Origin of the sequence: Pseudomonas tructae, from assembly GCF_004214895.1 — a bacterium.
In the GTDB taxonomy this organism is placed as follows: Bacteria; Pseudomonadota; Gammaproteobacteria; order Pseudomonadales; family Pseudomonadaceae; genus Aquipseudomonas; species Aquipseudomonas tructae.
The window spans coordinates 1,390,157-1,416,254 of sequence record NZ_CP035952.1 but is presented as its reverse complement, the minus strand read 5'-3'; the positions used below and the strand labels follow the sequence as shown (position 1 = coordinate 1,416,254).

General features: G+C 61.6%; 27 protein-coding genes. 12 read left to right on the top strand and 15 right to left on the bottom strand.

Annotated elements, in window-relative coordinates:
* The first annotated feature begins 111 nt into the window (after positions 1-111).
* The 10 genes from EXN22_RS06465 (at position 112) to EXN22_RS06420 (ending at position 7,122) form a co-directional block, all read left to right on the top strand.
* The gene (locus tag EXN22_RS06465) at positions 112-1,086 is read left to right on the top strand and encodes a KpsF/GutQ family sugar-phosphate isomerase (RefSeq protein WP_130263277.1); all 975 of its coding nucleotides are present in this window, start codon (positions 112-114) and stop codon (positions 1,084-1,086) included.
* A complete protein-coding gene (locus EXN22_RS06460; protein WP_130263276.1) occupies positions 1,087-1,611 on the top strand; it encodes a KdsC family phosphatase in 525 nt (174 codons plus the stop codon).
* 8 nt (positions 1,612-1,619) lie between these two features.
* Positions 1,620-2,195 (top strand): LPS export ABC transporter periplasmic protein LptC, encoded by a 576-nt coding sequence (gene lptC, locus EXN22_RS06455; protein WP_130263275.1) that lies wholly within the window; start codon positions 1,620-1,622, stop codon positions 2,193-2,195.
* Positions 2,182-2,706, top strand: a complete 525-nt coding sequence (gene lptA / locus EXN22_RS06450; protein ID WP_038996942.1) for a lipopolysaccharide transport periplasmic protein LptA — start codon at positions 2,182-2,184, stop codon at positions 2,704-2,706. The genes lptC and lptA overlap by 14 nt, the downstream gene beginning before the upstream one ends.
* Positions 2,707-3,432 (top strand): LPS export ABC transporter ATP-binding protein, encoded by a 726-nt coding sequence (gene lptB / locus EXN22_RS06445; RefSeq protein WP_130263274.1) that lies wholly within the window; start codon positions 2,707-2,709, stop codon positions 3,430-3,432.
* 179 nt (positions 3,433-3,611) lie between these two features.
* Entirely contained in the window at positions 3,612-5,105 is a 1,494-nt protein-coding gene (locus tag EXN22_RS06440; protein WP_130263273.1) for an RNA polymerase factor sigma-54, read from the top strand.
* 81 nt (positions 5,106-5,186) lie between these two features.
* On the top strand, positions 5,187-5,495 hold the full coding sequence (gene hpf, locus EXN22_RS06435) for a ribosome hibernation-promoting factor, HPF/YfiA family (RefSeq protein ID WP_130263272.1): 309 nt from the start codon (positions 5,187-5,189) through the stop codon (positions 5,493-5,495).
* A gap of 12 nt (positions 5,496-5,507) precedes the next feature.
* Complete coding sequence (ptsN, locus tag EXN22_RS06430) at positions 5,508-5,972, top strand: PTS IIA-like nitrogen regulatory protein PtsN (RefSeq protein WP_130263271.1); 465 nt, start codon at positions 5,508-5,510, stop codon at positions 5,970-5,972.
* Between the two features lie 2 nt (positions 5,973-5,974).
* Complete coding sequence (gene rapZ / locus EXN22_RS06425) at positions 5,975-6,829, top strand: RNase adapter RapZ (protein ID WP_045196339.1); 855 nt, start codon at positions 5,975-5,977, stop codon at positions 6,827-6,829.
* A gap of 20 nt (positions 6,830-6,849) precedes the next feature.
* Positions 6,850-7,122, top strand: coding sequence for an HPr family phosphocarrier protein (locus tag EXN22_RS06420; RefSeq protein ID WP_130263270.1), 273 nt, complete (start codon positions 6,850-6,852; stop codon positions 7,120-7,122).
* A gap of 15 nt (positions 7,123-7,137) precedes the next feature.
* Here EXN22_RS06420 and EXN22_RS06415 read toward each other — a convergent pair whose 3' ends face one another.
* The 7 genes from EXN22_RS06415 to pmbA all read right to left on the bottom strand — a co-directional run bounded on the left by EXN22_RS06415 (position 7,138) and on the right by pmbA (position 13,809).
* Positions 7,138-8,031, bottom strand: a complete 894-nt coding sequence (locus EXN22_RS06415) for a ZIP family metal transporter (RefSeq protein WP_130266765.1) — start codon at positions 8,029-8,031, stop codon at positions 7,138-7,140.
* A gap of 11 nt (positions 8,032-8,042) precedes the next feature.
* Positions 8,043-8,654 (bottom strand): superoxide dismutase, encoded by a 612-nt coding sequence (locus EXN22_RS06410; RefSeq protein ID WP_130263269.1) that lies wholly within the window; start codon positions 8,652-8,654, stop codon positions 8,043-8,045.
* Position 8,655: 1 nt separating this feature from the next.
* Positions 8,656-9,117 (bottom strand): hypothetical protein, encoded by a 462-nt coding sequence (locus tag EXN22_RS06405; RefSeq protein ID WP_130263268.1) that lies wholly within the window; start codon positions 9,115-9,117, stop codon positions 8,656-8,658.
* A gap of 27 nt (positions 9,118-9,144) precedes the next feature.
* Positions 9,145-10,521: a class II fumarate hydratase gene (locus EXN22_RS06400; RefSeq protein WP_130263267.1), complete on the bottom strand. Its 1,377-nt coding sequence runs from the start codon at positions 10,519-10,521 to the stop codon at positions 9,145-9,147.
* On the bottom strand, positions 10,514-10,915 hold the full coding sequence (locus EXN22_RS06395) for a FagA protein (RefSeq protein ID WP_115088592.1): 402 nt from the start codon (positions 10,913-10,915) through the stop codon (positions 10,514-10,516). Before EXN22_RS06395 ends, EXN22_RS06400 begins: the two co-directional genes overlap by 8 nt.
* An 86-nt stretch (positions 10,916-11,001) precedes the next feature.
* Entirely contained in the window at positions 11,002-12,366 is a 1,365-nt protein-coding gene (locus EXN22_RS06390; protein WP_165392188.1) for a TldD/PmbA family protein, read from the bottom strand.
* A gap of 96 nt (positions 12,367-12,462) precedes the next feature.
* On the bottom strand, positions 12,463-13,809 hold the full coding sequence (gene pmbA, locus EXN22_RS06385; protein WP_130263265.1) for a metalloprotease PmbA: 1,347 nt from the start codon (positions 13,807-13,809) through the stop codon (positions 12,463-12,465).
* Between the two features lie 108 nt (positions 13,810-13,917).
* Between pmbA and yjgA the strand changes: the two genes are divergently transcribed.
* The gene (gene yjgA / locus EXN22_RS06380; protein ID WP_130263264.1) at positions 13,918-14,439 is read left to right on the top strand and encodes a ribosome biogenesis factor YjgA; all 522 of its coding nucleotides are present in this window, start codon (positions 13,918-13,920) and stop codon (positions 14,437-14,439) included.
* 42 nt (positions 14,440-14,481) lie between these two features.
* Here yjgA and tldD read toward each other — a convergent pair whose 3' ends face one another.
* From tldD to mreB, 8 genes are all read right to left on the bottom strand, one after another.
* Positions 14,482-15,921, bottom strand: a complete 1,440-nt coding sequence (gene tldD / locus EXN22_RS06375; protein WP_130263263.1) for a metalloprotease TldD — start codon at positions 15,919-15,921, stop codon at positions 14,482-14,484.
* Positions 15,922-15,923: 2 nt separating this feature from the next.
* Entirely contained in the window at positions 15,924-16,775 is an 852-nt protein-coding gene (locus EXN22_RS06370) for a carbon-nitrogen hydrolase family protein (RefSeq protein ID WP_130263262.1), read from the bottom strand.
* A gap of 8 nt (positions 16,776-16,783) precedes the next feature.
* Positions 16,784-20,599 (bottom strand): YhdP family protein, encoded by a 3,816-nt coding sequence (locus EXN22_RS06365; RefSeq protein WP_130263261.1) that lies wholly within the window; start codon positions 20,597-20,599, stop codon positions 16,784-16,786.
* A gap of 88 nt (positions 20,600-20,687) precedes the next feature.
* Positions 20,688-22,145: a ribonuclease G gene (rng, locus tag EXN22_RS06360; protein WP_130263260.1), complete on the bottom strand. Its 1,458-nt coding sequence runs from the start codon at positions 22,143-22,145 to the stop codon at positions 20,688-20,690.
* Positions 22,146-22,225: 80 nt separating this feature from the next.
* Positions 22,226-22,828, bottom strand: coding sequence for a Maf family protein (locus tag EXN22_RS06355; RefSeq protein ID WP_130263259.1), 603 nt, complete (start codon positions 22,826-22,828; stop codon positions 22,226-22,228).
* A gap of 35 nt (positions 22,829-22,863) precedes the next feature.
* Entirely contained in the window at positions 22,864-23,352 is a 489-nt protein-coding gene (gene mreD, locus EXN22_RS06350; protein ID WP_130263258.1) for a rod shape-determining protein MreD, read from the bottom strand.
* Positions 23,352-24,341, bottom strand: a complete 990-nt coding sequence (gene mreC, locus EXN22_RS06345) for a rod shape-determining protein MreC (RefSeq protein WP_407691945.1) — start codon at positions 24,339-24,341, stop codon at positions 23,352-23,354. The genes mreD and mreC overlap by 1 nt, the downstream gene beginning before the upstream one ends.
* Positions 24,342-24,556: 215 nt before the next feature.
* A complete protein-coding gene (gene mreB / locus EXN22_RS06340; protein WP_008371426.1) occupies positions 24,557-25,594 on the bottom strand; it encodes a rod shape-determining protein MreB in 1,038 nt (345 codons plus the stop codon).
* A gap of 202 nt (positions 25,595-25,796) precedes the next feature.
* Between mreB and gatC the strand changes: the two genes are divergently transcribed.
* The gene (gene gatC / locus EXN22_RS06335; protein WP_130263256.1) at positions 25,797-26,084 is read left to right on the top strand and encodes an Asp-tRNA(Asn)/Glu-tRNA(Gln) amidotransferase subunit GatC; all 288 of its coding nucleotides are present in this window, start codon (positions 25,797-25,799) and stop codon (positions 26,082-26,084) included.
* The last annotated feature ends 14 nt before the right edge of the window (positions 26,085-26,098 follow it).

The window sequence follows — 26,098 nt, the reverse complement described above, 5'->3', positions numbered from 1 at the left end:
TGTTCAGCTATGGTTAAGCCAAGTGGGAGAATGTATGACAATCACAAGGTGAGGCTTTTGCCCATTACCGCTATAATCGCCGCCTTTTCACCAGGCAATCCGATTTTCGACATGAGCCAATCCAGCGAGCTGATCCAATCCGCGCAGCGCACCATCCGCTTCGAGCTCGAGGCGGTAGAGGGCCTGCTGGCCCACATCGACGCCGATTTCGTCAAAGCGTGCGAGCTGATCCTGGCCAGTAAAGGCCGGGTCGTGGTGGTCGGCATGGGCAAGTCCGGGCACATCGGCAACAAGATCGCCGCGACCCTGGCCAGCACCGGTACGCCGGCGTTTTTCGTCCATCCGGCCGAAGCCAGTCATGGCGACATGGGCATGATCACCCGCGATGACGTGATCCTGGCCCTGTCCAATTCGGGCTCGACCGCCGAGATCGTCACCCTGCTGCCGCTGATCAAGCGCCTGGGTATCAAGTTGCTCAGTCTCACCGGCAACCCCGACTCGCCACTGGCCAAGGCCGCCGAAGTCAATCTGGATGCCCGCGTGGCCCAGGAAGCCTGCCCACTGAACCTGGCTCCGACCTCCTCCACCACCGCTGCGCTGGTGCTTGGCGACGCCTTGGCGATTGCCCTGCTCGAGGCTCGCGGTTTTACCGCCGAAGACTTCGCCTTCTCGCACCCCGGTGGCGCCCTCGGCCGCCGCCTGCTGCTCAAGGTCGAGAACGTCATGCACGCTGGCGATGAACTGCCTCGGGTACAACGCGGCACCCTGCTCAAGGACGCACTCCTGGAAATGTCGCGCAAAGGCCTGGGCATGACCGTGGTGCTCGAAGCCGACGGACGGTTGGCCGGGATCTTCACCGACGGTGACCTGCGCCGCAGCCTCGACCGTAACATCGATGTGCACAAGACCCTCATCGAAGAGGTCATGACCACCCATGGCAAGACCGCCCGCGCCGAGATGCTCGCGGCCGAAGCCTTGAAAATCATGGAAGACCACAAGATCAACGCCCTGGTGGTGATCGACAAGGACGAGCGCCCGGTCGGCGCCCTGAACATGCACGACCTGTTGCGTGCGGGAGTGATGTAAATGACCCAGGACCTGCTCCAGCGCGGCAAGGCCATCAAGCTTGCAGTTTTCGACGTTGACGGCGTGCTCACCGACGGTCGCCTGTACTTCCTTGAAGATGGCAGCGAATTCAAGACCTTCAATACCCTCGACGGTCAGGGCATCAAGATGCTCATGAACACCGGCGTGACCACTGCCATCATCAGCGGGCGCAAGACCCCGGTGGTCGAGCGGCGGGCAAAGAACCTCGGTATTCCTCACCTGTACCAGGGCCGCGAAGATAAATTGGTGGTTCTGGACGAGCTTCTTGGCCAGCTCAACCTAAGCTATGAACAGGTCGCCTATCTGGGCGACGACCTGCCTGATCTGCCGGTGATTCGCCGGGTCGGCCTGGGCATGGCGGTGGCCAATGCCGCCAGCTTCGTCCGCGAGCACGCCCATGGGGTTACCCGGGCACGCGGCGGCGAAGGCGCAGCTCGCGAGTTCTGCGAACTGATCCTGCAAGCCCAGGGCAATCTTGACGCGGCCAACGCCCATTACCTGTAGAGCGCCACATGTTCAGTAAGAAAATTCGTAACCTTGCGCTGTTCAGTGTGATTGCCGCCTTGCTGGTGGCGGTCGGCTACTGGAATATCAGCCCTGAAAGCTTTCTCGACAACAAGCCGCTGGCGACGCCCGACCAGAGCGCCATCGACTACTACGCGGTAAATGCCCACAGCGTGCAGTTCCTGCCCGATGGCAAGCTGCAGTACGAGATGACCGCCGACAAGGTCGAGCACCTCAAGGTCAGCGAAGTCACCCTGCTGACCAAGCCTGACCTGCAGCTGTACCGTGGCACCACCTACCCGTGGCACGTGCAGAGCGAGCGCGGGGAAGTGAACCCCGACGGCAGCGAAGTCGAACTGATCGATTCGGTACGGGTTGCCCGCACCGACGAAAAGAACCGCACCATGATCATTACCAGCAGCCGCATGACGGTATTCCCGCAGAAGCAATATGCGCAAACCGAGCAAGCCGTTAGAATCGACGGCGCCGGTGGCGTCACTACGGGCAATGGAATGAAAGCGTATTTGAAAGACGGCAGGATGGACCTGCTGTCCAACGTAAGAGGACAGTATGAGGCTCGTTAAAACCCTCCCCTTTTTGCTCAGCCTGAGCGCAGCACTGGGAAGCGCGAGCGCCTGGGCCCTGCCGAACGACCGTGACCAGCCGATCCGCATCCAGGCCGACCACGCTCAGCTGGATGACAAACAAGGCGTTGCCACCTACACCGGCGACGTGATCATCACCCAGGGCTCGATGATGATCAAAGGCAATACCGTGACCATCACCCGTACCGCCGGTGGCGATATCGACGTGGTGACCTCGGTGGGCAACCTGGCCTACTTCGAACAGCAGCAGAGCGCCGCCAAGCCGGACAAGATGCAGGGCTATGGCAAAACCATCCAGTACAATGCGCCGCAGAACCGCATCGTCCTGATCGACCGCGCCAAGGTCATCAACGAAGGCAACACCACCGAAGGCGAGAAAATCGTCTACGACACGGTGAAACAGATCGCTACCGCCGGTCGCGGTGGCAAAGTCACCGAGTCGCGTCCACGTATCGACATGGTGATCCAGCCGAAGAAGAAGGCCGAGTAAATGGCAACCCTCAAAGCCCAGCACCTGGCCAAGAGCTACAAAAGCCGGCAAGTGGTCCGTGACGTCAGTCTGTCGATCGACAGCGGTCAGATCGTCGGTCTGCTCGGCCCCAACGGCGCCGGCAAGACCACCTGTTTCTACATGATCGTCGGCCTGGTCCAGGCCGATCAGGGGCGCGTGCTGATCGACAACCTCGATGTCAGCCACCAGCCCATGCACGGCCGCGCCCGCGCCGGCATCGGCTACCTGCCGCAGGAAGCCTCGATCTTCCGCAAGCTGTCGGTGGCCGACAACATCATGGCGATCCTGGAAACCCGCAAGGAACTGGATCGCGATGGCCGACGCAAGGAGCTGGAAAGCCTGCTGCAGGAGTTCCACATCAGCCACATCCGCGATAACCTCGGCATGAGCCTTTCCGGTGGCGAACGCCGCCGCGTGGAGATTGCCCGCGCCCTGGCAACCGCGCCGAAGTTCATCCTGCTCGACGAACCTTTTGCCGGTGTCGACCCGATTTCGGTCGGCGACATCAAACAGATCATCCACCACCTGAAGGCCAAGGGCATTGGCGTTCTGATCACCGACCATAATGTCCGTGAAACCCTGGATATCTGCGAAACCGCTTACATCGTCAACGATGGTCAACTGATCGCCGAAGGCGATGCGCAGACCATCCTGGCCAACGATCTGGTCAAAGAGGTTTACCTCGGCCATGAGTTCCGCCTGTAGGCTTAAAGTACAAGGCGCTGCCGGAGCGCTGGCAAGCAGGCCAGATGATGGCTTAATTGCTAAAGCGCTCTAGGCAAACGCTGCAATTTCAGGCATATAATTTGCTTAAAGTTGGCGCTTCGGTGCCCTTGTAGTGGATGGCGCATGTGCGCCGGCAATTAAGGTGTTAAGCCCCTGCCATGAAACCATCGCTCGTCCTAAGAATGGGCCAGCAACTGACGATGACCCCGCAGTTGCAACAGGCCATACGTTTACTCCAGCTTTCGACCCTGGACCTCCAGCAGGAAATCCAGGAAGCGCTGGAATCGAACCCGATGCTCGAACGCCAGGAAGAGGGCGACGACTTCGACAACAGTGACCCGATGGCCGACAACGCCGAGAGCAAACCCGTCGCCGAAGCCCAGGAAAGCAGCTTCCAGGAGTCCGCCCCGACGGTGGACAACCTCGAAGAGGGCGAATGGAACGAACGCATCCCCAACGAGCTGCCCGTCGACACCGCCTGGGAAGACATCTACCAGACCAGCGCCAGCAGCCTGCCCAGCAATGACGATGACGAGTGGGACTTCACCACCCGCACCTCCGCCGGCGAGAGCCTGCAGAGCCATCTGCTCTGGCAACTTAACCTGGCGCCGATGTCCGACACTGACCGGCTGATTGCCGTGACGTTGATCGACTGCATCAACAACCAGGGCTACCTCGACGAGACCCTGGAAGAAATCTGCGACGCCTTCGACCCCGAGCTCGATATCGAGCTGGACGAAGTCGAAGCCGTGCTGCACCGCATCCAGCAGTTCGAGCCGGCCGGCATCGGCGCCCGCAACCTCAGCGAGTGCCTGCTGCTGCAATTGCGCCAGCTGCCACCACGCACGCCGTGGATGGCCGAAGCCCAGCGCCTGGTCAGTGACTACATCGACCTGCTCGGTGGCCGCGACTACAGCCAGCTGATGCGCCGCATGAAGCTCAAGGAAGACGAGTTGCGCCAGGTCATCGAACTGGTACAGAGCCTCAACCCGCGTCCGGGCTCGCAGATCGAGTCCAGCGAAGCCGAATACGTGGTCCCTGACGTGATCGTTCGCAAGGACAACGAACGCTGGCTGGTGGAGCTCAACCAGGAAGCGGTACCGCGCCTGCGGGTCAATCCGCAATATGCCGGTTTCGTCCGCCGCGCCGACACCAGCGCCGACAACACCTTCATGCGCAACCAGTTACAGGAAGCGCGCTGGTTCATCAAGAGCCTGCAAAGCCGCAACGAGACCCTGATGAAGGTCGCCACCCAGATTGTCGAGCACCAGCGAGGCTTCCTCGATCACGGTGACGAGGCGATGAAGCCGCTGGTGCTGCACGATATCGCCGAGGCGGTGGGTATGCACGAGTCGACCATTTCCCGGGTGACCACGCAGAAATACATGCACACGCCCCGCGGAATTTACGAGCTGAAGTACTTTTTCTCCAGCCACGTCAGCACCTCCGAAGGCGGTGAATGCTCGTCCACGGCGATCCGCGCAATCATCAAAAAACTGGTTGCAGCGGAAAATCAGAAAAAGCCATTGAGTGACAGCAAGATCGCTGGTTTACTGGAGGCACAAGGCATCCAGGTAGCACGTCGCACCGTCGCCAAGTACCGCGAGTCCCTCGGCATTGCACCGTCGAGCGAGCGCAAGCGATTGATGTAACGGCTCCTGAGGTGTGCCACCGCAGTTCAGTGGCAGGCGCAACACCTGCCTCTTATGCACCGGCAACAAAGGAGAAGCTGTATGCAAGTCAATATCAGTGGACAGCATGTAGAAGTTACTCAGCCCCTGCGCGAGTACGTCGAGCAGAAACTCAAACGTCTTGAGGGGCACTTCGACAAGATCACCAATGTGACAGTGATCATGAAGGTCGAGAAGCTGCAGCAGAAAATTGAAGCGACGCTGTTTATTCCCGGCGGCGAAGTGGTTGCAAATGCCGAACACGCAGACATGTATGCAGCGATCGACGCCTTGACCGACAAGCTCGACCGCCAACTGAAAAAACACAAGGAAAAACAGCAAAGCCTGCTGCAAGGTGCAGCGGCCCGCTGATCCCCCTCATCCATGATCCGACTTGAAACCATCCTGACCCCCGGCCGTTCCTTGGTGAACGTGCCGGGCGGCAGTAAAAAGCGTGCGCTCGAACAGATTGCCAATCTGATCGGTAAAGAAGTGCCCGAACTGGATACCCAGGACGTGTACGAAGCCCTGATCGCCCGAGAAAAACTCGGCTCGACCGGCTTTGGTAATGGCATTGCCATTCCCCATTGCCGCCTCAAGGGCTGTGAGTCGCCGGTCAGCGCCCTGCTGCACCTTGAAGCCCCCATCGATTTCGACGCCATCGACGGCGCCCCGGTCGACCTGCTGTTCGTGCTACTGGTCCCGGAAGCCGCCACCGATGCGCACCTGGAGTTGCTGCGCCAGATTGCCAGCATGCTCGACCGCGAGGACGTACGCAAAAAGCTGCGTGCGGCCACCAGCAACGACGCGTTGTACCAGGTCGTTCTGGACGTACAGAACGAGCCCTGATTATGCGCCTGATCATCGTTAGCGGCCGGTCCGGCTCCGGAAAGAGCACTGCCCTGGATGTACTCGAGGACAACGGCTACTACTGCATCGACAACCTGCCGGCCGGCTTACTGCCGCAACTGGCCGAAAGCGCGCTGATCAACACCGAACTGATGCAACCCAAGGTGGCCGTATCGATCGATGCCCGTAACCTGCCCAGTCACCTTTCGCGCTTCCCTGAACTGCTCGAGGATGCTCGTAGCCGGCATATCCAGTGCGATGTGCTGTACCTGGATGCCGATGAAGAAACCCTGCTCAAGCGTTTCTCGGAAACCCGCCGGCGTCACCCGCTGACCAACAACGAACGCTCCCTGGCCGAGGCCATTGAGGTCGAGAGCGAACTGCTCGGGCCGATCGCCGACCTCGCCGACCTGAAGATCGATACCACCAACCTGAACCTGTATCAGTTGCGTGACTCGATCAAACTGCGCCTGCTCAACCAGCCCGAGCCCGGCACCGCGTTTCTGGTCGAGTCCTTCGGCTTCAAGCGTGGCATGCCGGTGGACGCCGACCTGGTCTTCGACGTGCGCTGCCTGCCCAACCCGTACTGGAAGCCCGAGCTGCGTGATCACTCGGGCCTGGAACAACCGGTAATCGATTACCTGGCAGCGCAGCCGGATGTCGAGGACATGTTCCAGGACATCTCCAGCTACCTGCTCAAATGGTTGCCACGCTTTGCCGCCAGTAACCGCGCCTATGTCACCATTGCCATAGGCTGCACCGGCGGCCACCACCGCTCGGTGTACCTGACAGAGCGCCTGGGCCAGTTATTGCAACAATCGTTGAAGAATGTCCAGGTTCGCCACCGCGACCTCTAGCCCACAGGATCCCCGCCTCGATGCCCGCTTGCGAAATCACCATCATCAATAAGCTGGGGCTGCACGCCCGGGCAGCTGCGAAGTTCGTCGGCGTTGCTGGCCGGTTCCCCTGCCAGGTTCGCGTTGGCCGCAGCCCGCAGTCATTGGTCGATGGCAAGAGCATCATGGCGGTGATGATGCTGGCCGCCGGCAAAGGCACCAGCATTCATCTGCAAACCGAAGGCGAACAGGACAACGATGCGCTCGAAGCCCTGACCGTGCTGATCAACAATTATTTTGACGAGGGCGAGTAACCGCCCTCGCTGCGCTCAAGACAACGCGGTATCCATCACCATCATCAAGCAGAATCCGATGCACAGCCCCAGGCTCGCCAAGCGGTGATGACCGTTGCTGCGCGACTCGGGAATGATCTCCTGGGTCACCACCAACAACATCGCCCCTGCCGCGCAGGCCAGCCCCAGCGGCAACAGCAGCTCAGCCACCGTCACCAGCCAGGCGCAGACAACTGCCGCCAGCGGCTCGACCAGCCCGGACGCCGCGCCAATCAGGAACGCCTTGAAGCGGGCCATGCCGGCACCGGCCAACACCAGGGCGATAACCAGGCCTTCCGGGACATCCTGCAGGGCAATGCCCATGGCCAGGCTGTCGGCATCGGGCATACCGCCACCGGCCGACACGCCGATGGCCATGCCTTCGGGAATGTTGTGAGCAACGATGGCAATGACAAAAACCCAGATCCGCGCAGCAATCACTGGTTGCTGGCAGGTACCGACCAACGCCTCCGGTGACGCGCCAGAAACCTTGAGGTCGACCAGATACAGGCACAAGGCGCCGAACAGCAAGCCGAAACTGACCAGCCCACCAGCGCCCCATTTGCCCAGGCCGATGGCCTGGGCGGCATCCAGGCCGGGAATGATCAACGAGAACGCCGTGGCCGCCAGCATCACCCCGGCCCCAAAGCCGAGCAAAGTGTCGGCCAGCGCTACCGGCATATTGCGGATCACCAGCACCGGCACCGCGCCCAACGCCGTACCCAGGGCGCACAGGGCACCACCTTCCAGGGCCCGCAACATGCGCGGCTCAAGGTCCAGCCAGGCAATGCCCTGGGCTACCAGCAGGGCAAAGCCGACCAGCAGCAACAGGGTACCCAGCGCCAGGCGAAACAGCCGCACGCCACCAATTGACATCACATCCGAACGCATAGCGCTACGACTCACACAAGCGCGGCTGCATAACGACGCTCTACCTCGGACCAATCGATCACGTTGTAGAAAGCGTTGATGTATTCAGGGCGGCGGTTCTGGTACAGCAAGTAGTAAGCATGCTCCCAGACATCCAGGCCCAGGATTGGCATATTGCCGTTCATCAGCGGGCTGTCCTGGTTACCGCTGCTCTCCACCACCAGGGTCTTGGCCGGGGTCACGCTGAGCCAGGCCCAGCCGCTGCCGAAGCGGGTCAGCGCGGCTTTGGTGAAGGCATCCTTGAAGGCCTCGAAACCACCCAGTTGCTCATCAATGGCCTTGGCCACCGCGCCTTGCGGCAGGCCGCCGCCCTTGGGCGACATTACTGTCCAGAACAGAGAGTGGTTGGCGTGCCCGCCACCCTGGTTGATCACCGCGTTCTGCAGTTTCTCCGGCAGTTGCTTGACGTTGGCGACCAGTTTTTCCACAGGCCACTCGGCATACTCACTGCCTTCCACCGCCGCATTGAGATTGTTGATGTAGGTCTGATGATGCTTGCTGTGGTGAATCTGCATGGTCTGGGTATCGATGTGCGGTTCCAGCGCATCGTAGGCATACGGCAGTGCAGGCAAGGTATAAGGCATTTCACTGGATTCCATAGTGTAGGGCTGAAGGCGCGGCGCTATCCTGGCCGGCATGCAGGGCCGGCTGCGGCTCGTGCCGGTAAAGCAAGCGCTCGGTGCGCGGGTACTGGCCGTACTCGCTGATAAAGCTCAGCAACTCGGTGTAGGTCTTGCTGCTGTGACGCAGCGCGGCTTCGCGCAGCATCGGCGCCATGCGCGGATCCTGGGCGGTCTGCAGCAGCCGCTGGTGAATGGCACAGAGGTACTCGGCGCTTTCCTGCGGCTGATTCAGGCGCAGGTGCAAGTCGGCCAGGTTGTGGTGAGCAATGACACACACGGCCACCGCCTCGTCGGCGTCATGCCAGCGCTCGAACAACACCTGGGCCAAAGCCAGGGCCTGCAGATACAACTCACGGGCATCGACCAGCTCACCTTGTTCGAACAGGCGGTTGGCGATCTCGGTGGTGCGTTTCCAGTGCTGCATGACAAACCTCCAGAACGGTGGGCCTACTCAAATCCCGCCAGCGGTGAGCTTTTCCGGATCGAGCAACGCTTCGAGCTGACTGCGCGTCAGATCGGTGTGTTCCAGTGCCACCTCAATAATTGGGCGGCCCTGCTTGTAGGCGGTCTTGGCGATTTCGGCGGCCTTCTGGTAGCCGATGATCGGGTTCAAAGCCGTCACCAGGATCGGGTTGCGCGCCAGGGCTTCCTTGAGCTTGGGCTCATTGACCTTGAAACTGGCGATCGCCTTGTCGGCCAGCAGACGACTGGCATTGGCCATCAACTCGATACTGCTGAGCAGGTTCTGGGCGATGATCGGCAGCATCACGTTGAGTTCGAAGTTGCCCGATTGCCCGGCCACGGCGATGGTCGCGTCGTTGCCGATCACCTGCGCGGCAACCATGGCGGTAGCCTCAGGAATCACCGGATTGACCTTGCCCGGCATGATCGAAGAGCCCGGCTGCAAGCCTTCGAGCTCGATTTCGCCCAGGCCGGCAAGCGGCCCGGAGTTCATCCAGCGCAGGTCGTTGGCGATCTTCATCAGCGCCACGGCAGTGGTCTTGAGCTGGCCCGATACCGCTACTGCGGTGTCTTGTGAGCCAATCAGAGCGAACAGGTTGTGCCCCGGCACAAACTCGACGCGGGTCAGCGCGGTCAGTTGCTGGCTGAAGCGCGCAGCAAATTCAGGATGGGCATTGATACCAGTGCCCACGGCGGTGCCGCCCTGGGCCAGCGCCTGCAGGCTTGGCAGGGTGGCCTGCAGATGGGCAATGGCTGCCTTGACCTGCGCCGACCACCCACCCAGCACCTGGCTCATGCGCACCGGCATGGCATCCATCAGGTGGGTACGGCCAGTCTTGATGAACGGATGCACCTGTTCAGCCTTGGCGTCGATGACCTTGACCAAGTGCTGCAGCGCCGGCAGCAGCTGCTCGTGCAAGGCCAAAGCGGCACTGACATGAATGGTGGTGGGGATGATGTCGTTGCTGCTTTGCCCGCAGTTGACATGATCGTTGGGGTTGACCACGTCGCCCAGCACGCGGCTGGCCAGGGTGGCGATCACCTCGTTGGCGTTCATGTTCGAGCTGGTACCGGAGCCGGTCTGGAAGATATCCACCGGGAAATGCTGCATGAAGTCACCGGCCAGCAACTGCTCCACGGCCTTGACGATCGCCTCGCCCCGGGCCTGGTCGAGCTGCTTGAGTTCGATATTGGCCTTGGCCGCCGCTGCCTTCGCCAGCAGCAAAGCACGAATGAACTGTTTCGGCATGCGTTGCTGGCTGATTGGGAAGTTATTCACCGCGCGCTGGGTCTGGGCGCCATACAGGGCCTCGGCCGGCACCAGCAGCTCACCCATGCTGTCGCGCTCGATACGGGTATTACTCATCATCAAGTCCTTGCATCAGTTCATCGTAGGAAATCGAAGGCAGCAGTACACAGTTCGCCAATTGCAGGGCGAAGGGCTGCCAGCGCTGGTTATGTTCGCGACGGTCGAGGTTGCGCAGCTCCAGCAGCGGTCGCCAGGCCTGGTCCAGGCACAAGCAACGCCAATGCCAGGGCAACGCGCGATCGCAGGCGGTGTCCAGCAGTAAGCGGAATGAGGTCAAGGCGACAGTCCATGCGCTGGTATCGGTGCAACACACCAGATAGCGGCCTTCGGTCAGGTAGTGCTCGATCAGGCGCGGCTCGTCCGGGTCGAGAGCACAGCGAATGCGCCGGCTCAGCCAGCGCCAGTTTTCCAGGTAGGGCAATTCGTGGAGGACGGGTTTCATGAACATCATCGCCTAGATAATGATATTCATTATTAGTTGATAATGACAATCAGTACAAGCACAGAGCTTCATGAGAAGCTCTGTGCAATTACCACTCAGTGGGTGATCGACAGATTATCGATCAATACCGATACCCCCTTGATTCGCGACATTTGCTCCAGATCATTGCCAATGACACTGATTCTTGCGAACAAATCCAACAAGTCACCCGATACGGTGAATGGGCTGAGTGGGTACTGAATTTCTCCGTTCTCTACCCAGTAGCCGACCGCTCGCATGCTGAAAGTTCCTTGTCGCACATCGATCTGGGGCTGGCGGGCCTCGGCGACGAAAACCCCACGGTCCACCTGCGCCAACAACTGCGCCTGAGTGTCTGGGCCGGGCACAAATGAAAGGTTGCGCGCTTGCTCGAACGGCAGGCTGGCGTTCCCGCTGTTTTTCATCCCCAGGCGACGGGCCGAGGCAGCATCCAGCGCATAAGAGCGCAAAAAGCCTTCTTCAACGAAGGTCCGCATGCTCACTGCCACGCCTTCATTGTCGAAAGGGATGCTACCGATGCCACCACGCTGAAGGGGGTACTCTGCGATCGAGATACTGGGTGAGAACAATGGCTTATCCAGCATGCCCGACACTACTGAAGCACCATTGCTGACAGCCTCCCCAGCAATTGCCTCAATGAACGCCACCAGCAGAAACCGACTGGCTTGGGGAGAGAGCACCTGCGGCCATCTCGTCCCTCGCAGCTTGGCATCGCCCAGATAATCTATGGCTCGCCGCGCTGCGAGATTGCCCATACGCTCGGCCTCACCGAGTGAAAGCAAATCACGCTGAATGCTCTGCACCCCACCTGTGCGACGAATCCCATTGTGCTCAGCCCTGATGTAGCTACTCAGACTGAACTCGGTCTGGCAATACCCCGCCAAGAAACCATGACTATTGCCGAACACCCGGCTTTGCGCTGAGCCGGTCATGGTCGAACCCCGTGACTCAACAACCCGTGCATCGGTTTGCCAGGCAGCCTGATCGCAGCGCTGGGCAATGCCGAGCAACACCTCGGAATCTACCGGCCAATCATGGAAAAGATCGAGCTGCGGATGCTCCCATGCCAGGTCCTGGGCATCCGCCGGTCCTGTATACATATCGAGCTGCGCTGCCCGAGCAGTGGCCATTGCCTGGCTGACAAGCTTTGCGGGACTAAAGTCTTCGCCGACCTCCAGTTGTACTTCGCCTTTGCGGCCGTCGACGTAACACGCCAACCCCAGGCCCAGCACTTGTTGAATATCGACAGGGTCTACGACCTCTGCGGCAACGTGCTGTCGGGTCTGATGCAGATGCTGGCCCAGCACCTCACAGCTCTCTGCACCCTGACGGCGCGCCTCATCAAGAACATCCTGGACCAACTGCTTGAGAAGCGGCAGGTCTTCTGGTCCGACGGACATCTGTTCAAACGTACTGTGCATGCTCATTCCTGCTCGAATTGACTTGAGGAATGGACATGCTAGGGAGGCGACTCGGGGGCCAGGCGGTAAATAATTACGACCCGGCCCCAACCCGGATCAACTTCCGGCTACGGTCATCCGCTCGATCAACACCGAGCCGGTGTGGATATTGCTGCGGGTCTCAAGGTCATTACCGATCGCGACGATTTGCTGGAACATATCCTTCATATTGCCGGCGATCGTCACTTCCTGCACCGCGAACTGGATCTCGCCGTTTTCCACCCAATAACCTGCGGCGCCACGGGAATAGTCGCCGGTGACCATGTTCAGGCCATGGCCCATCAACTCGGTCACCAACAGCCCGCGCCCCATGCGTCGCAGCAGGGCCGCCTGGTCTTCGACACCATGGGTAACGAACAAGTTGTGCACGCCACCGGCGTTGGCGGTACTCGGCAGCCCGAGCTTGCGCCCCGAATAGGTACCCAGCACATAGGACACCAGTTGGCCATTTTCGACGAACGGTTTTGCATAGGTTGCCAGGCCATCACCGTCAAAAGCGGCACTGCCCAGGGCACGCGGCAAGTGCGGGCGCTCATCCAACGTCAGCCAGGTCGGGAACAGACGCTGGCCGATGGTGCCTTCGAGGAAGGATGACTTGCGGTACAGGTTGCCGCCGGAAATCGCCGAGAGGAAGCTGCCGAACAGTCCCCCTGCCAACTCGGCCGAAAACAGCACCGGCACTTCACAGGTGGGCACCGGCCGCGCGCCCAGGCGGCTGGCGGCCCGTTGTGCGGCGCGGATACCAATGCTGCTCGGGTCGGCCAAAAGCTCGCCCTGGCGATTGACGTCATACCAGTAGTCGCGCTGCATCTGCCCGTCGGCCTCGGCGATCATCACGCAGCTCAGGCTGTGCCGGGTCGAAGCATAGCCGCCGATAAAGCCATGGCTGTTGCCATACACGCGGCAGCCCTGGTGGGTATTGAGGGTAGTGCCGTCGGCATTCTTGATCCGCGCATCGGCGTCAAAGGCTGCCGCTTCGCATTGCAAGGCTTTCTCGATGGCCTGCTCAGGGGTGATATCCCAGGCGTGATACAGATCGAAATCCGGCTGTTCACGGGCCATCAGCGCAGGGTCAGCAAGCCCGGCACAATCGTCTTCGGAGGTGTGCTTGGCAATCGCCAGGGCAGCGGCGACGGTTTCGCGAATGGCATCGCTACCGCTGGCCGAGGTGCTCGCCGAGCCTTTGCGCTGCCCTACATACAAGGTAATGCCAAAGCCCTGGTCGCGGTTGAACTCCACGGTTTCGACTTCGCGCTGGCGCACCGAGGTCGACAACCCCTGCTCCAGCGATACCGCCACTTCGCAAGCGCTGGCGCCCTGGCGCCGGGCTTCGGCGATGATCTGTTCGACCTGTTCCTGCAATGCCGGCAGATGTTCCGGACCTACGCTCTGGACTGCACTCATGGTTTTCTCCACTCAAATTCTGCGTTCGGCACGGGTCAATCTACGACCGGACCGGACAAGCGGCCCCCGACTGGTTATCATGGCGGCGATTCTCAGCGGACTGCCCCCATGGTTGATTCTTACGACACCGCCTTTGAAGGCGAAAAAAGCAAAACCCAGGTTAAGCGCGAGATGCAGGCGCTGGTTGACATGGGCGAGCGCCTTACCACGCTCAAGCCCGACACCCTGGCCAAACTGCCGTTGACCGACGAACTGCGCGCGGCCCTGGAAGAACACAAGCGGCACACCGCGAACGAGGCGAAAAGACGTCATAAATCGTTCATCGGCAAGCTGATGCGCGACCAGGACATCGACGCGATCAATGCGCTGCTTGACCAACTCGACGCCTCCTCGCGCCAGTACAACGAGCGTTTCCACAACCTCGAACGCTGGCGCGACCGGCTGATCGGCGGCACCGACGAAGTCCTGGAAAAATTCGTCCAGGAATACCCGGAAGCCGATCGCCAGCAACTGCGCTCGCAGATCCGCCAGGCCCAGCACGAACTGGCGCGCAACAAAGCGCCGAGCGCGAGCCGCAAGCTGTTCAAGTACATCCGCGATCTCGACGAGGTCCAACGCGGTCTGCGTTGAGCCCCGCACACGGGCAGGCGCCATGCCTGCCCGGTTTCACCTTCATGCGCCCGTGCCACCAACGGTGATCGCATCGATCTTCAGGGTCGGTTGGCCCACGCCCACCGGCACCGACTGGCCATCCTTGCCGCAGGTACCGACACCGCTGTCCAGCGACAGGTCGTTGCCGACCATCGATACCTTGCTCATAGCCTCCGGGCCATTGCCAATCAAGGTCGCACCCTTGACGGGAGCGGTGATCTTGCCGTCTTCGATCAGGTACGCCTCACTGGTGGAGAAGACGAACTTGCCACTGGTGATGTCCACCTGGCCACCCCCCAGGTTGGCACAGTAGATACCGCGCTTGACCGATTTGATGATTTCTTCCGGATCACTCTCGCCGGCTCGCATGTAGGTATTGGTCATGCGTGGCATGGGCAGGTGCGCGTAGGACTCGCGACGCCCGTTACCGGTGACTGCCATGCCCATCAGGCGTGCGTTGAGCTTGTCCTGCATGTAGCCCTTGAGGATGCCGTTTTCGATCAGCGTGGTGCACTCGGTCGGGGTACCTTCGTCGTCGACGCTCAGGGAACCGCGACGCCCCTCCAGAGTGCCATCATCGACGATGGTGCACAGGCTTGAAGCCACCTTCTCACCCAGGTGGCCGCTGTAGGCGGAACTGCCCTTGCGGTTGAAATCACCTTCCAGGCCATGGCCAACCGCCTCATGCAGCAATACTCCGGACCAGCCTGAACCCAGCACCACCGGCAAGGTACCGGCCGGCGCCGGAATGGCTTCAAGGTTGACCAGCGCCTGGCGCAGCGCTTCACGGGCAAAGCCCATGACTCGCTCGTCGGTGAAATAGCGGTAGTCGGTACGCCCGCCACCGCCATGCCCGCCGCGCTCACGCCGGCCGTTGTGCTCGACGATGACGCTGACGCTGAAACGCACCAGCGGGCGAATGTCAGCCGCCAGGCTGCCATCGGCGGCGGCGATCAGGATCCGCTCCCAGACCCCCGCCATGCTCACGGTGACTTGCTGGATGCGTGAATCAAGCTTGCGCGTGGCGGCGTCGACACGCTTGAGCAGCTCGACCTTTTCGGCACGGCTCAGCACGTCCAGCGGATTGCCGGGGGCATAAAGTTGGGCGATATCCTGGGTTTTGAACGCCTGCACGCTGCCGTTCTGCCCGGCGCGGGAAATAGAGCGCGCCGCACGGGCCGCCGAGGTCAGCGCTTCAAGGTTGATGGCATTGCTGTAGGCAAAACCGGTCTTCTCACCGGACTGGGCACGCACGCCCACGCCCTGGTCGAGGTTGAAGCTGCCTTCTTTGACGATGCCGTCTTCCAGCGCCCAGGATTCGGAAATCTGCCCCTGGAAGTACAGGTCGGCGGCATCGATGCCTGGCCCGGCCAGCTCGCCCAGCACTGATTGCAGGCTGTCGAGGGTCAGGCCGCCCGGCGCCAGCAGGTGTTCGCTGACAGTGGATAACATCTCGCTCATAGTCACTCCGAGGTGTGCGCAGGCCGCAAAGCGTCCTGCGAGAAAAAGCGCCGGTGCAAGGTCACCGGCATCCGCGCCCGGATGGACGCCTGTTCGCTGCTGTCGCGCTCGCTTAGCAGCACGGCTTCGCCATTGTCCTGTTCGGCGACGATCCGCCCCCAAGGGTCGATGATCGCCGCATGACCATAGGTTTCCCGTGGCCCCGGGTGCGTACCGCCCTGGGCTGCGGCCAGGAGGTAGCATTGAGTTTCGATGGCCCGCGCCCTGATCAACACCTCCCAGTGCGCCGCACCGGTCACTGCGGTAAAGGCCGATGGCGCGCTGATCAGTTCGGCCCCGGCCTCGCGCAGGGCGCTGTACAGCTCAGGGAAGCGCAGGTCATAACACACGCTCAGGCCCAAACGCCCGACCGGAGTATCAGCGACCACCACCTGGCTGCCGTGAGCATAGTCGTCCGATTCCCGATAGCGGCCGCGGTTATCCGCGACATCGACATCGAACAGGTGCAGCTTGTCGTAACGTGCCACCTGCTCGCCGTGCTCGTCGATCAACAGCGAACAGGCATGGGACTTGGCCTCGGGCTGGCCGACCGGCGGCAACGGCAAGGTACCCGCCACTATCCATAACTTGAGGTCGCGAGCGGTCTGTTTCAACCAGGGCAGGATCGGACCTTCGCCCAGGGCTTCGTCCCGGCCGATTGCAGCGGCGTCGCGCCGGCCCATCGCGGCGAAGTTCTCCGGCAGCACCGCCAGCCGGGCGCCACCTTCGGCGGCCTGCTCGAGCAGCTGCCGGGCTCGTTCCAGGTTGGCCGGAACGTCGCTCTGGCTGACCATCTGGATGACCGCTGACTTCATGCCCGCTCCTAGCGCGATTTTTCGAAAGGTTTGATAAAGCTAATCTTAGGCTCTTTCCACGGCCCCTCGACGCGATAATGCACACTGGCGTAACGGGCCACCCGATCACCGAGCAACCGATCGACCAGGAACAGCGCCCCGCCAATGGCCGGCGCACCGACGATCAACGCAGCTATCGGCAGGTTGTTGGTCACCGGCAGGGTCACCAACAGGTTGGCATCGACCCGGTCACGGACCATGTCCAGGGTGCCGTCGAGCTCAAGATTGCTTGACGGGCCGGTCAGGGTGATCGGTTCGCGGGTGACATAGACCCCTTCGCTGGCCACCAGCAGGCCCTTGACCCGATCGTAGCTCAAGCCCTTGTCGAGCAGGTCGGAGAAGTCCAGGCGCAGGCGCCGGCCAATCGAGTTGAAGTTCAGCAGGCCAAATACCCGCAGGGCCTGAGCCCCCCCTTCCACCTCGACGAACTGACCTTTGCGCAAGGCGGCGTCGAGGCTGCCGGAAAAGCGCTTGAGCCCGACCCAGGCCGGTGAGCCGGGCCAGCGCCCATCGACGTCCAGGCGAAAATCACGGCTGGTGACAGTCGGGGCAAAGTTCCAGGCCTTGAGGATGTCGGCCAGGTTCTTGCCTTCCAGGCGGCCCTTGTACCAACTGCTGCTAGCTCCCGGTGCACCTTCCCAACCGCCATTGCCATCGATCTGCAAGCCCTTGACGCTGACGTCCAGGTCGTTGAGGGCAATGCCCTTGGCGGTCGGGCGGACTTTTACCGCCCAGCTGCCAAGCGGGTCGTCACCGCGGAACAGTTTGTCGATGGTCAGGTCGACGGCGGGAATCTTGCGCGGATCGATGCTAGCCATCGGGTCCGGGCCATCATCCGAGGACGCCTCTGCAGGGTCGGCAGCCGGCAGATGAATGGTCTGCAGGTTGATCACCATCGGCGCGCCCTTGGCATCCGGAATGCGTGCGTTACCGATGACTTCCTTGCTGTCCAGGCGCAAGGCCCACAGGTTGCTGCCGCGGTCCACCCTCACCACTGCCTGGGCCAGGTTCAGGCCGAAGCCCTGAAGCTTGCCGATACTCAGGTCGACGCCACGCAGCATCTGCTTGGCACTGCCGCCCGGATCATTGCCGGCAACGCGATCGAGCTGTTTCTGCCAGGGTTGCAGATCCAGTTCCGCCAGGCGCCCGCGTACCCGCAGGCCCTGGCCGGTGGGCAACTGCGGCATGCCGGCGCCGAACAGCACTTCGCCACGGCCCTGGTCGAGCTTGTCCATGGGCGCGGCATAGATCGCCTTGGCGACATCGCCGTAAGTGACGTTGAAGCGCCGCTCCGGCCCCTGCAGGCTCATGCTGAACTGGCTGTTGCGGCTCTCGCTCGCAGCCTTGCCAAAAGGCGCCGGCAAGTCGACTGCCAGGCCCTTGAGGCTGGAGTCGACCGTCAGCTGGTTGTCGCGGCTGCCCAGGCTGATCTGCAACTGGTAGGGCAACTCACCCGACAGCGGCAGGGCTTGCTTGAGCTGCAGCCAGTCGGTCAGCGCCTTCAGCGGCATCTGGCCCTTGGCGTTGACCCGAGTCTGCAACTGTCCGGGCTTTCCTTCGGCAACTATCTGCGCCGTGATCGGCTTGTCGAATGCTCGCGCGCTGATGTTCTCGCCACTCAGGCCCTTGTCGAAGTCGAAGCGAAAGTCACCTTTGAGCTGGTTCAATTCCAGGGCCGGAGCGGCAATTTTCAGCCGCGCATCGCGGGTGTCGAAATCGACCACCACCTTGGGCTGCTGACCTCTGGTCAGGGGAATATCCAGCTTCAGCTTGCCCTTGAGGCTGCCCTCCCCCTCCCAGCCGGCGAACATCGGCCCGGTCCCGATGGGCGCATCTTGGAGAATCTTCAGGCCGTCGCCAAGCCCGCCGTCGAACTCACCGTCCAGGTAAAGATGATTGTGTTCACCGGCAGCCACATGGGGAATGTTGACCTCGACGTTACGCACCTGGGTAGTGAGCAACTGCCCGCTTTGCGCTTTGATACGCACGCCATCGTCGTCGATAAACACATCACCTGCGACCTTCTGCACCTGCGGCCAGCCGGGCTGGAAGTCTAGCGCAGCGTCGTGAACCTTGAAGAACAGGCTGATACTGCGGGCCTGTTCGGCAGCACCGTGATTGAGCGAGCCCTGGTACTGGAAATAGCCTTCGTCGACCGCACCCTTGAGGATTGCCGTGCGCAGCCACTGGTCCAGCGCCGGGCTGAGGACTTCGGGCAGGTACTTGGCGGTATAGCGTCCGTCGCCCTCGAGCAGGCCGACACGCAGGTCCATGTAGTCTTCGCGGGTTTCATCGAACAACAGGCGGATGAGGAAATCCCCGGCGATCTTGCCCTCTTCACCCAGCACTTTGAGGTAGGGCGCGATCAGGGTGAAACCTTCCTGGTCCAGGCGCCAGGTCAGGCGCGCGTTGGCCTTCTGGTAATGCCAGGGTTTTTCGAAGATCGGGTACAGGTGCAGCATGAAGGCGTCGGTATCCAGGCGCAATTCGCCCTGGCCAAGGTCGCCGCTGATGCTGCCGCTGACATTGCCGGCCGCCGGCGCACCGTGATAGGCATCAAAGCCGACCCGTTCAAGGTTGGCGGCAAAGCTCAGGCGCTGGTCACCGCTAGCGTGGGGGCGAAGCTGCAGGCTGACGTTGCGCAGCGCACCCGTGACCTTGAGGCCATCGACCACCGCCATGAGTTTTTCCGGCAGAGGTGCCAGTGCGTCGATCAGCGGGGTTACCGGGGTCAGGTCCAGGCGGTCGGCCTGAATGGCCCAGGTCTCTTCGCCGGCCTCACCAGCCAGCGTCTGCCTGAGCTGCAGGTGGGACTCCCAGCGGGTCTTGCCCAGGCTCATGGCCAGGGAGTCGACCTGTACCTCGATGCCCTGCTTACCTCGCTCGAACCAGGCATTGAGTGCCAGGTTGTCGACCTGTACCGGCTTGCGTCCGGTGTAGTTGCCACGCAGTTGCGGCGCGTTGAGGCGAACCGTGGCAGCCTGCAACTGGCCCTTGCCCCAGTTCACCCAGAACTCGCCGCCTGCGCGCAGTTCGGCGGCCTGCCACTGACCCAGCAGCCGTGGCGGCAGCCAGCGCACCCAGTCGCTTTGCGGCAGGCTCAAGTAGGCATCGACCTCACCGTCGCGCCACTGGCTGGGGCGAATACGACTGCGCAGGCTCAACGCCAGCGGCTGGCCATCGGGCAAGGTCAGTCGTGCATCCAGGCGCTGGCGCACGCTGCCGGTCTGCAAGCCCAGGTTGACGTAGGTAAGGGTCAGCGGCTCGCGCTGGAACGGTTCCAGGGTGACCTGACTGTCGACCACCGTGACTCTGGAGACGACTTGCATGCGGGTCAGCAACTGCTCGGGATCCAGTGGCTGATCGTCCTTTTTCGGCAAACCCTCAAGGGCCCAGGCACCGCGCTCATCTTCGCGCAGGCTCAGTTGCAGGCCGCCGACTTCGAGGTTGGCCAGGCGCGGCTGGCGCTCGGTGAGGCTGGCCCAGAGGTCGGGTACCAGCTTGACGCCATCCAGGCGCAGGGCACTGGGCCCTTCGCCGATCTGGATATCGCGGACCCGCACTATCGGCGCCAATCCGCTCCAGTGCCCTTCCAGAGCGCCGATGTGCACCGGCAAGCCCAAGGCCTGCTCGGCCTTGTCCTCGACCTCGGCGCGATACTCGGCCACCAGCGGGATGAATTGCCGACCGAGACTGACATACAACGCCACCACAATCGCCAGCAAGGCGCTGACGCCCAGCCCCCAGCGGGTCAAGGCGCCGAGAACGCGCATCAGTCGTTGCATGCCAATGGCCCTCCAGGTCCTGCCTTGACTATGGCCGCAACCCGGCACTTTGCCAGCCCGGACCGTGCGGATTGTGGGTCAGACCGCGTCAGAGGAGCACCACATCGTATTGTTCCTGGGAGTACATGGACTCGACCTGGAAGCGAATGGTTCGACCGATGAATGCTTCAAGCTCGGCAACATTGCCCGATTCTTCGTCCAGCAGGCGGTCTACCACTTTCTGGTTGGCCAGTACTCTATAGCCTTCAGCCTGATAGGCACGGGCTTCGCGGAGGATCTCGCGGAAAATCTCGTAACAGACTGTCTCAGGGGTTTTCAGCTTGCCGCGCCCATGGCAGCAGAAACAGGGCTCGCACAACACCTGCTCGAGGCTTTCGCGGGTGCGCTTGCGGGTCATCTGCACCAGGCCCAGCTCGGTGATGCCGATGATGTTGGTCTTGGCGTGATCGCGCTCCAGCTGCTTTTCCAGGGTACGCAGTACCTGACGCTGGTGCTCCTCGTCCTCCATGTCGATGAAGTCGATGATGATGATCCCGCCGATGTTGCGCAGGCGCAGTTGCCGGGCAATGGCGGTAGCCGCTTCCAGATTGGTCTTGAAAATGGTCTCTTCAAGGTTGCGATGACCGACGAAGGCACCGGTGTTGACGTCGATAGTGGTCATCGCTTCGGCCGGATCGACAACCAGGTAGCCACCGGACTTGAGCGGCACCTTGCGATCGAGGGCGCGTTGAATTTCGTCTTCGACGCCATAGAGGTCGAAGATCGGCCTCTCTCCCGGGTAATGTTCCAGACGATCGGCAAGTTCAGGCATCAGTTCAGCGACGAACTGCGTGGTTTTCTGGAAGGTTTCCCGTGAGTCGATGCGGATCTTTTCGATCTTCGGGTTGACCAGGTCGCGCAGGGTTCGCAACGCAAGACCGAGGTCTTCATAGATTTCGGTGGGCGCGCCGACAGTCTTGATCTGGGTGCCGATCTGCTCCCAGAGCCTGCGCAGGTAGCGGATGTCCATGAGGATTTCATCGGCACCGGCACCTTCGGCGGCGGTCCGCAGGATGAAACCGCCAGCCTCCTGGATATTTTCCTGGGCGATGCAGTCGGTGACCACTTGCTTGAGGCGCTCACGCTCGCCTTCATCTTCGATCTTCAGCGAAATGCCGACATGGCTGGTGCGCGGCATGTACACCAGGTAACGGGAGGGGATCGACAATTGGGTGGTCAGGCGCGCGCCCTTGGAGCCGATCGGGTCCTTGGTGACCTGCACCACCAGGCTCTGCCCGTCATGGACCAGGGCGCTGATGCTCTCGACTGCCTGGCCTTCGCGCAGCGAGATTTCCGACGCATGAATGAAGGCGGCACGGTCCAGGCCAATGTCGACGAACGCTGCCTGCATGCCCGGCAGCACCCGCACCACCTTGCCTTTGTAGATATTGCCGACGATGCCGCGGCGCTGGGTGCGCTCGACGTGCACTTCCTGCAGCACTCCGTTTTCGACCACCGCCACGCGTGATTCCATCGGTGTGATGTTGATCAGAATCTCTTCACTCATGGCAGGCTCTCGTCAAAGGACTTCAGTAATGATGGATCGCCCGCGGGCGACTGGCTAGCGCGGTTCGGCCTAATCCTCGCTCAACGGGCCGGCAGGCGCTGCCAGCAGGGAATACCGAATTGACCGAGCAGCTTGGCGGTTTCGTTCAGCGGCAAGCCGACTACAGCGGAATAGCTGCCTTCAAGACGCTCCACGAAAACCGCACCCAGGCCCTGAATGGCGTAGCTGCCAGCCTTGTCGGCCGGTTCGCCGCTAGCCCAGTAAGCCTCAGCCTCCTCGGCACTGATGGCACGAAACAGCACGCGGCTGCTGACATTGATGCTCAGACAGCGCTGATGATCGGCCACGGCTACCGAGGTCAGTACCTGATGCTCGCGTCCTGAGAGCGTCGCCAGCATGGCCAGGGCATCTTCGCGGTTTTCCGGTTTGCCGAGGATGCGACCGTCGAGCACCACTGCAGTGTCGGCGCCAAGCACCGCCAGCAGCTGGTCCGTGTCTACAGGTAAGGAGGCAAGGCCTGCGGCGGCCTTTTCCCGCGCCAGACGCTCGACATAAGCCTCGGCCGCCTCGGCGGCCAGGGGCGTTTCGTCGATCGCGGCGCTGAGCGAAGTAAAGGCAACACCGATCTGGGTCAGCAACTCACGGCGGCGTGGCGAGCCAGAGGCCAGGTACAGCAGGGTCATCTTGACGTCTCCCTGTCAGCGTCGAATGCAAGTGCTCAGTTGATGCTCAGGCGTCGGCGCAGGCCGCGCAGGCCATAGCTGATCCACGGCCAGAGCAAGGCACTGATGACCGCCGACCAGATCAGCGCCAGGGTCGGCAAGCGGTTTCCGGTCAGGGCGCTGAGCCACAGCTGGATCAACTGCGCGATACCGAAGATCACCAGGATCACCAGGCTTTGCTGCCACATCGGGAACATGCGCAGGCGCTGTTGCAACGACAGCACCAGGAAGGTGATCAGGGTCAGCACCAGGGCGTTCTGCCCCAGCAAGGTGCCGTACAGCACATCCTCGGCCAGGCCCAGGATGAACGCGGTAGTCATGCCCACCCGGTGCGGCAGGGCCAGGGTCCAGAACGCCAGCAGCAGTGCCAGCCACATCGGCCGGAATACTTCGGCGAATGCTGGCATCGGCGACACGCTCAGCAGCATGCCGATCGCAAAGCTCAGCCAGACGACCCAGCCATTACGGCTGCGGGTGCTTACCATCAGTGTCTCTCCCGGGAAATGACCGGCGCACCGGGTGTTGCAACAGGTGCGGCTGGAGCGGGTGCGGCCGGCGCTGCAACCGCTGGTGGTACGGCTGCACCCGCTGCCGGCGCCGGTGCGGTGGCAGGCGCAACGCCGCTGGCAGCACCCGGTAGCCCCTGGCGATCAGCTTCTTCCTGGGCAATGGCGGCATCGCTGGCACGCTGCTCGGGTGATCGGCTGTCGGTGAACACCAGCAACAGGTAACGGCTGCGGTTGAGCGCTGCGGTCGGGATCGCCCGGACAATGGCAAACGGCTGGCCGGAATCGTGGATCACTTCCTTGACCGTGGCCACCGGGTAGCCGGCCGGGAAACGCTGGCCCAGGCCGGAGCTGACCAGCAGGTCGCCTTCCTTGATGTCGGCGGTGTCGGCAACGTGGCGCAATTCGAGGCGCTCGGGGTTGCCAGTACCACTGGCAATCGCCCGCAGACCGTTGCGGTTGACCTGCACCGGAATGCTGTGGGTCGTGTCGGTGAGCAGCAATACACGAGCGGTGTACGGCATCAGTTCGACCACCTGGCCCATCAGGCCACGTGCGTCGAGCACCGGCTGACCGAGGACCACGCCATCGCGCTCGCCTTTGTTGATCAGGATCCGGTGGGTGAAAGGATTGGGGTCGACGCCGATCAGTTCGGCAACTTCGACTTTCTCGTTGACCAGCGCCGAGGAGTTGAGCAGCTCGCGCAGGCGCACGTTCTGCTCGGTCAGGGCCGCCAGCTTCTGCAGGCGACCTTGCAACAGCAAGGCTTCGGTCTTGAGTTTCTCGTTTTCGGCGGCAAGTTCGGTGCGGCTGCCAAACTGGCTGGCAACCCCCTGCCACAGGCGCTGGGGCAGATCGGTGACCAGATAGGACGGCATCAGCACCAGGCCCATCTGACTGCGAAAAGGCTTGAGTAGGGTAAAGCGCGCATCGACCACCATCAGGGTGATCGACAGCACAACCAGCACGAGCAGGCGTACGCCCAGCGAAGGGCCCTTGGCGAAAAGCGGTTTAATGGGCCGCTCCTCGTGGACGACGATTCAAGAGGTCATTCATACGGCAACGCACCGGCCTGCTTGCGGATTGACGGAAAACGACGCCCACACGGACGTCAGCCCAGCACATACAGGTAGCACTGTGGGCACTACCTGTAAACCGGGCGGCGTGAACTGCAAACCCAAGCTTACTCGCTGGAGAGCAGGTCCATGGTGTGTTTGTCCATCATTTCCAGGGCACGGCCACCACCGCGGGCCACGCAGGTCAGCGGGTCTTCGGCGACGATTACCGGCAGGCCGGTTTCCTGGGCCAGCAGTTTGTCGAGGTCACGCAGCAGCGCACCACCACCGGTCAGCACCAGGCCACGCTCGGCGATGTCCGAGGCCAGCTCTGGCGGCGATTGCTCCAGGGCGCTCTTGACCGCCTGGACGATGGTCGCCAGGGATTCCTGCAGTGCTTCGAGCACTTCGTTGGAGTTCAGGGTGAAGGCACGTGGCACGCCCTCGGCCAGGTTGCGACCGCGAACATCGACTTCACGCACTTCGCCGCCAGGATAGGCGGTACCGATCTCCTGCTTGATGCGCTCGGCGGTGGACTCACCAATCAGGCTGCCGTAGTTGCGGCGCACATAGGTGACAATGGCTTCGTCAAAACGGTCGCCACCGACCCGCACGGACTCGGCATAGACCACGCCGTTCAGGGAGATCAGCGCGATTTCAGTGGTACCACCACCGATATCGACGACCATCGAACCACGGGCCTCTTCGACCGGCAGGCCGGCACCGATGGCAGCGGCCATCGGCTCTTCGATCAGGAACACTTCACGGGCGCCGGCGCCCAGCGCCGATTCACGAATGGCGCGGCGCTCGACCTGGGTCGATTTGCACGGCACACAGATCAGTACCCGCGGGCTTGGCTGCAGGAAGCTGTTTTCGTGAACCTTGTTGATGAAGTACTGCAGCATTTTTTCGCATACGCTGAAATCGGCGATGACGCCGTCTTTCATCGGACGAATGGCAGCAATGTTGCCAGGCGTACGGCCCAGCATGCGCTTGGCTTCGGTACCGACAGCGACGACACTTTTCTGGTTGCCGTGAGTGCGAATGGCCACAACCGAGGGCTCATTCAGGACGATACCGCGCTCACGCACGTAAATAAGGGTGTTGGCAGTGCCCAGGTCGATGGAAAGATCGCTGGAAAACATGCCACGCAGTTTCTTGAACATGGGAAAGTGACCCTAGGCAACGCGTGGGTAAAAAAGTGCGGCAAACTCTAACAACGGCGGGGATTTTGGGCAAGGCACCAATATGTTAAATTGGCTGTTTTTCCGAGCAAGCCTGCACATGATCGCGGCCTTATGACCGTAATACTGCCAGCATGTTCCTTTTCGCGGAGCAAATCCGTTTCTGTTTTTCCAGGAGATCCCCATGGCGCTTGAACGCTGCGACGTGGAAAAGATCGCTCATCTGGCCCGACTTGGCCTGAATGAAGGCGATCTGCCACGCACTACCGATGCCCTGAACAGTATTCTGGGACTGGTCGACCAGATGCAAGCGGTCGACACCACTGGCATCGAGCCACTGGCCCACCCTCTGGAAGCCACTCAGCGCCTGCGCGCCGATGTAGTAACAGAAAGTAACCATCGCGACAGCTACCAGGCCATCGCCCCGGCGACGGAAAACGGCCTGTACCTGGTTCCGAAAGTCATCGAGTAAGGGAATAGAGCCTG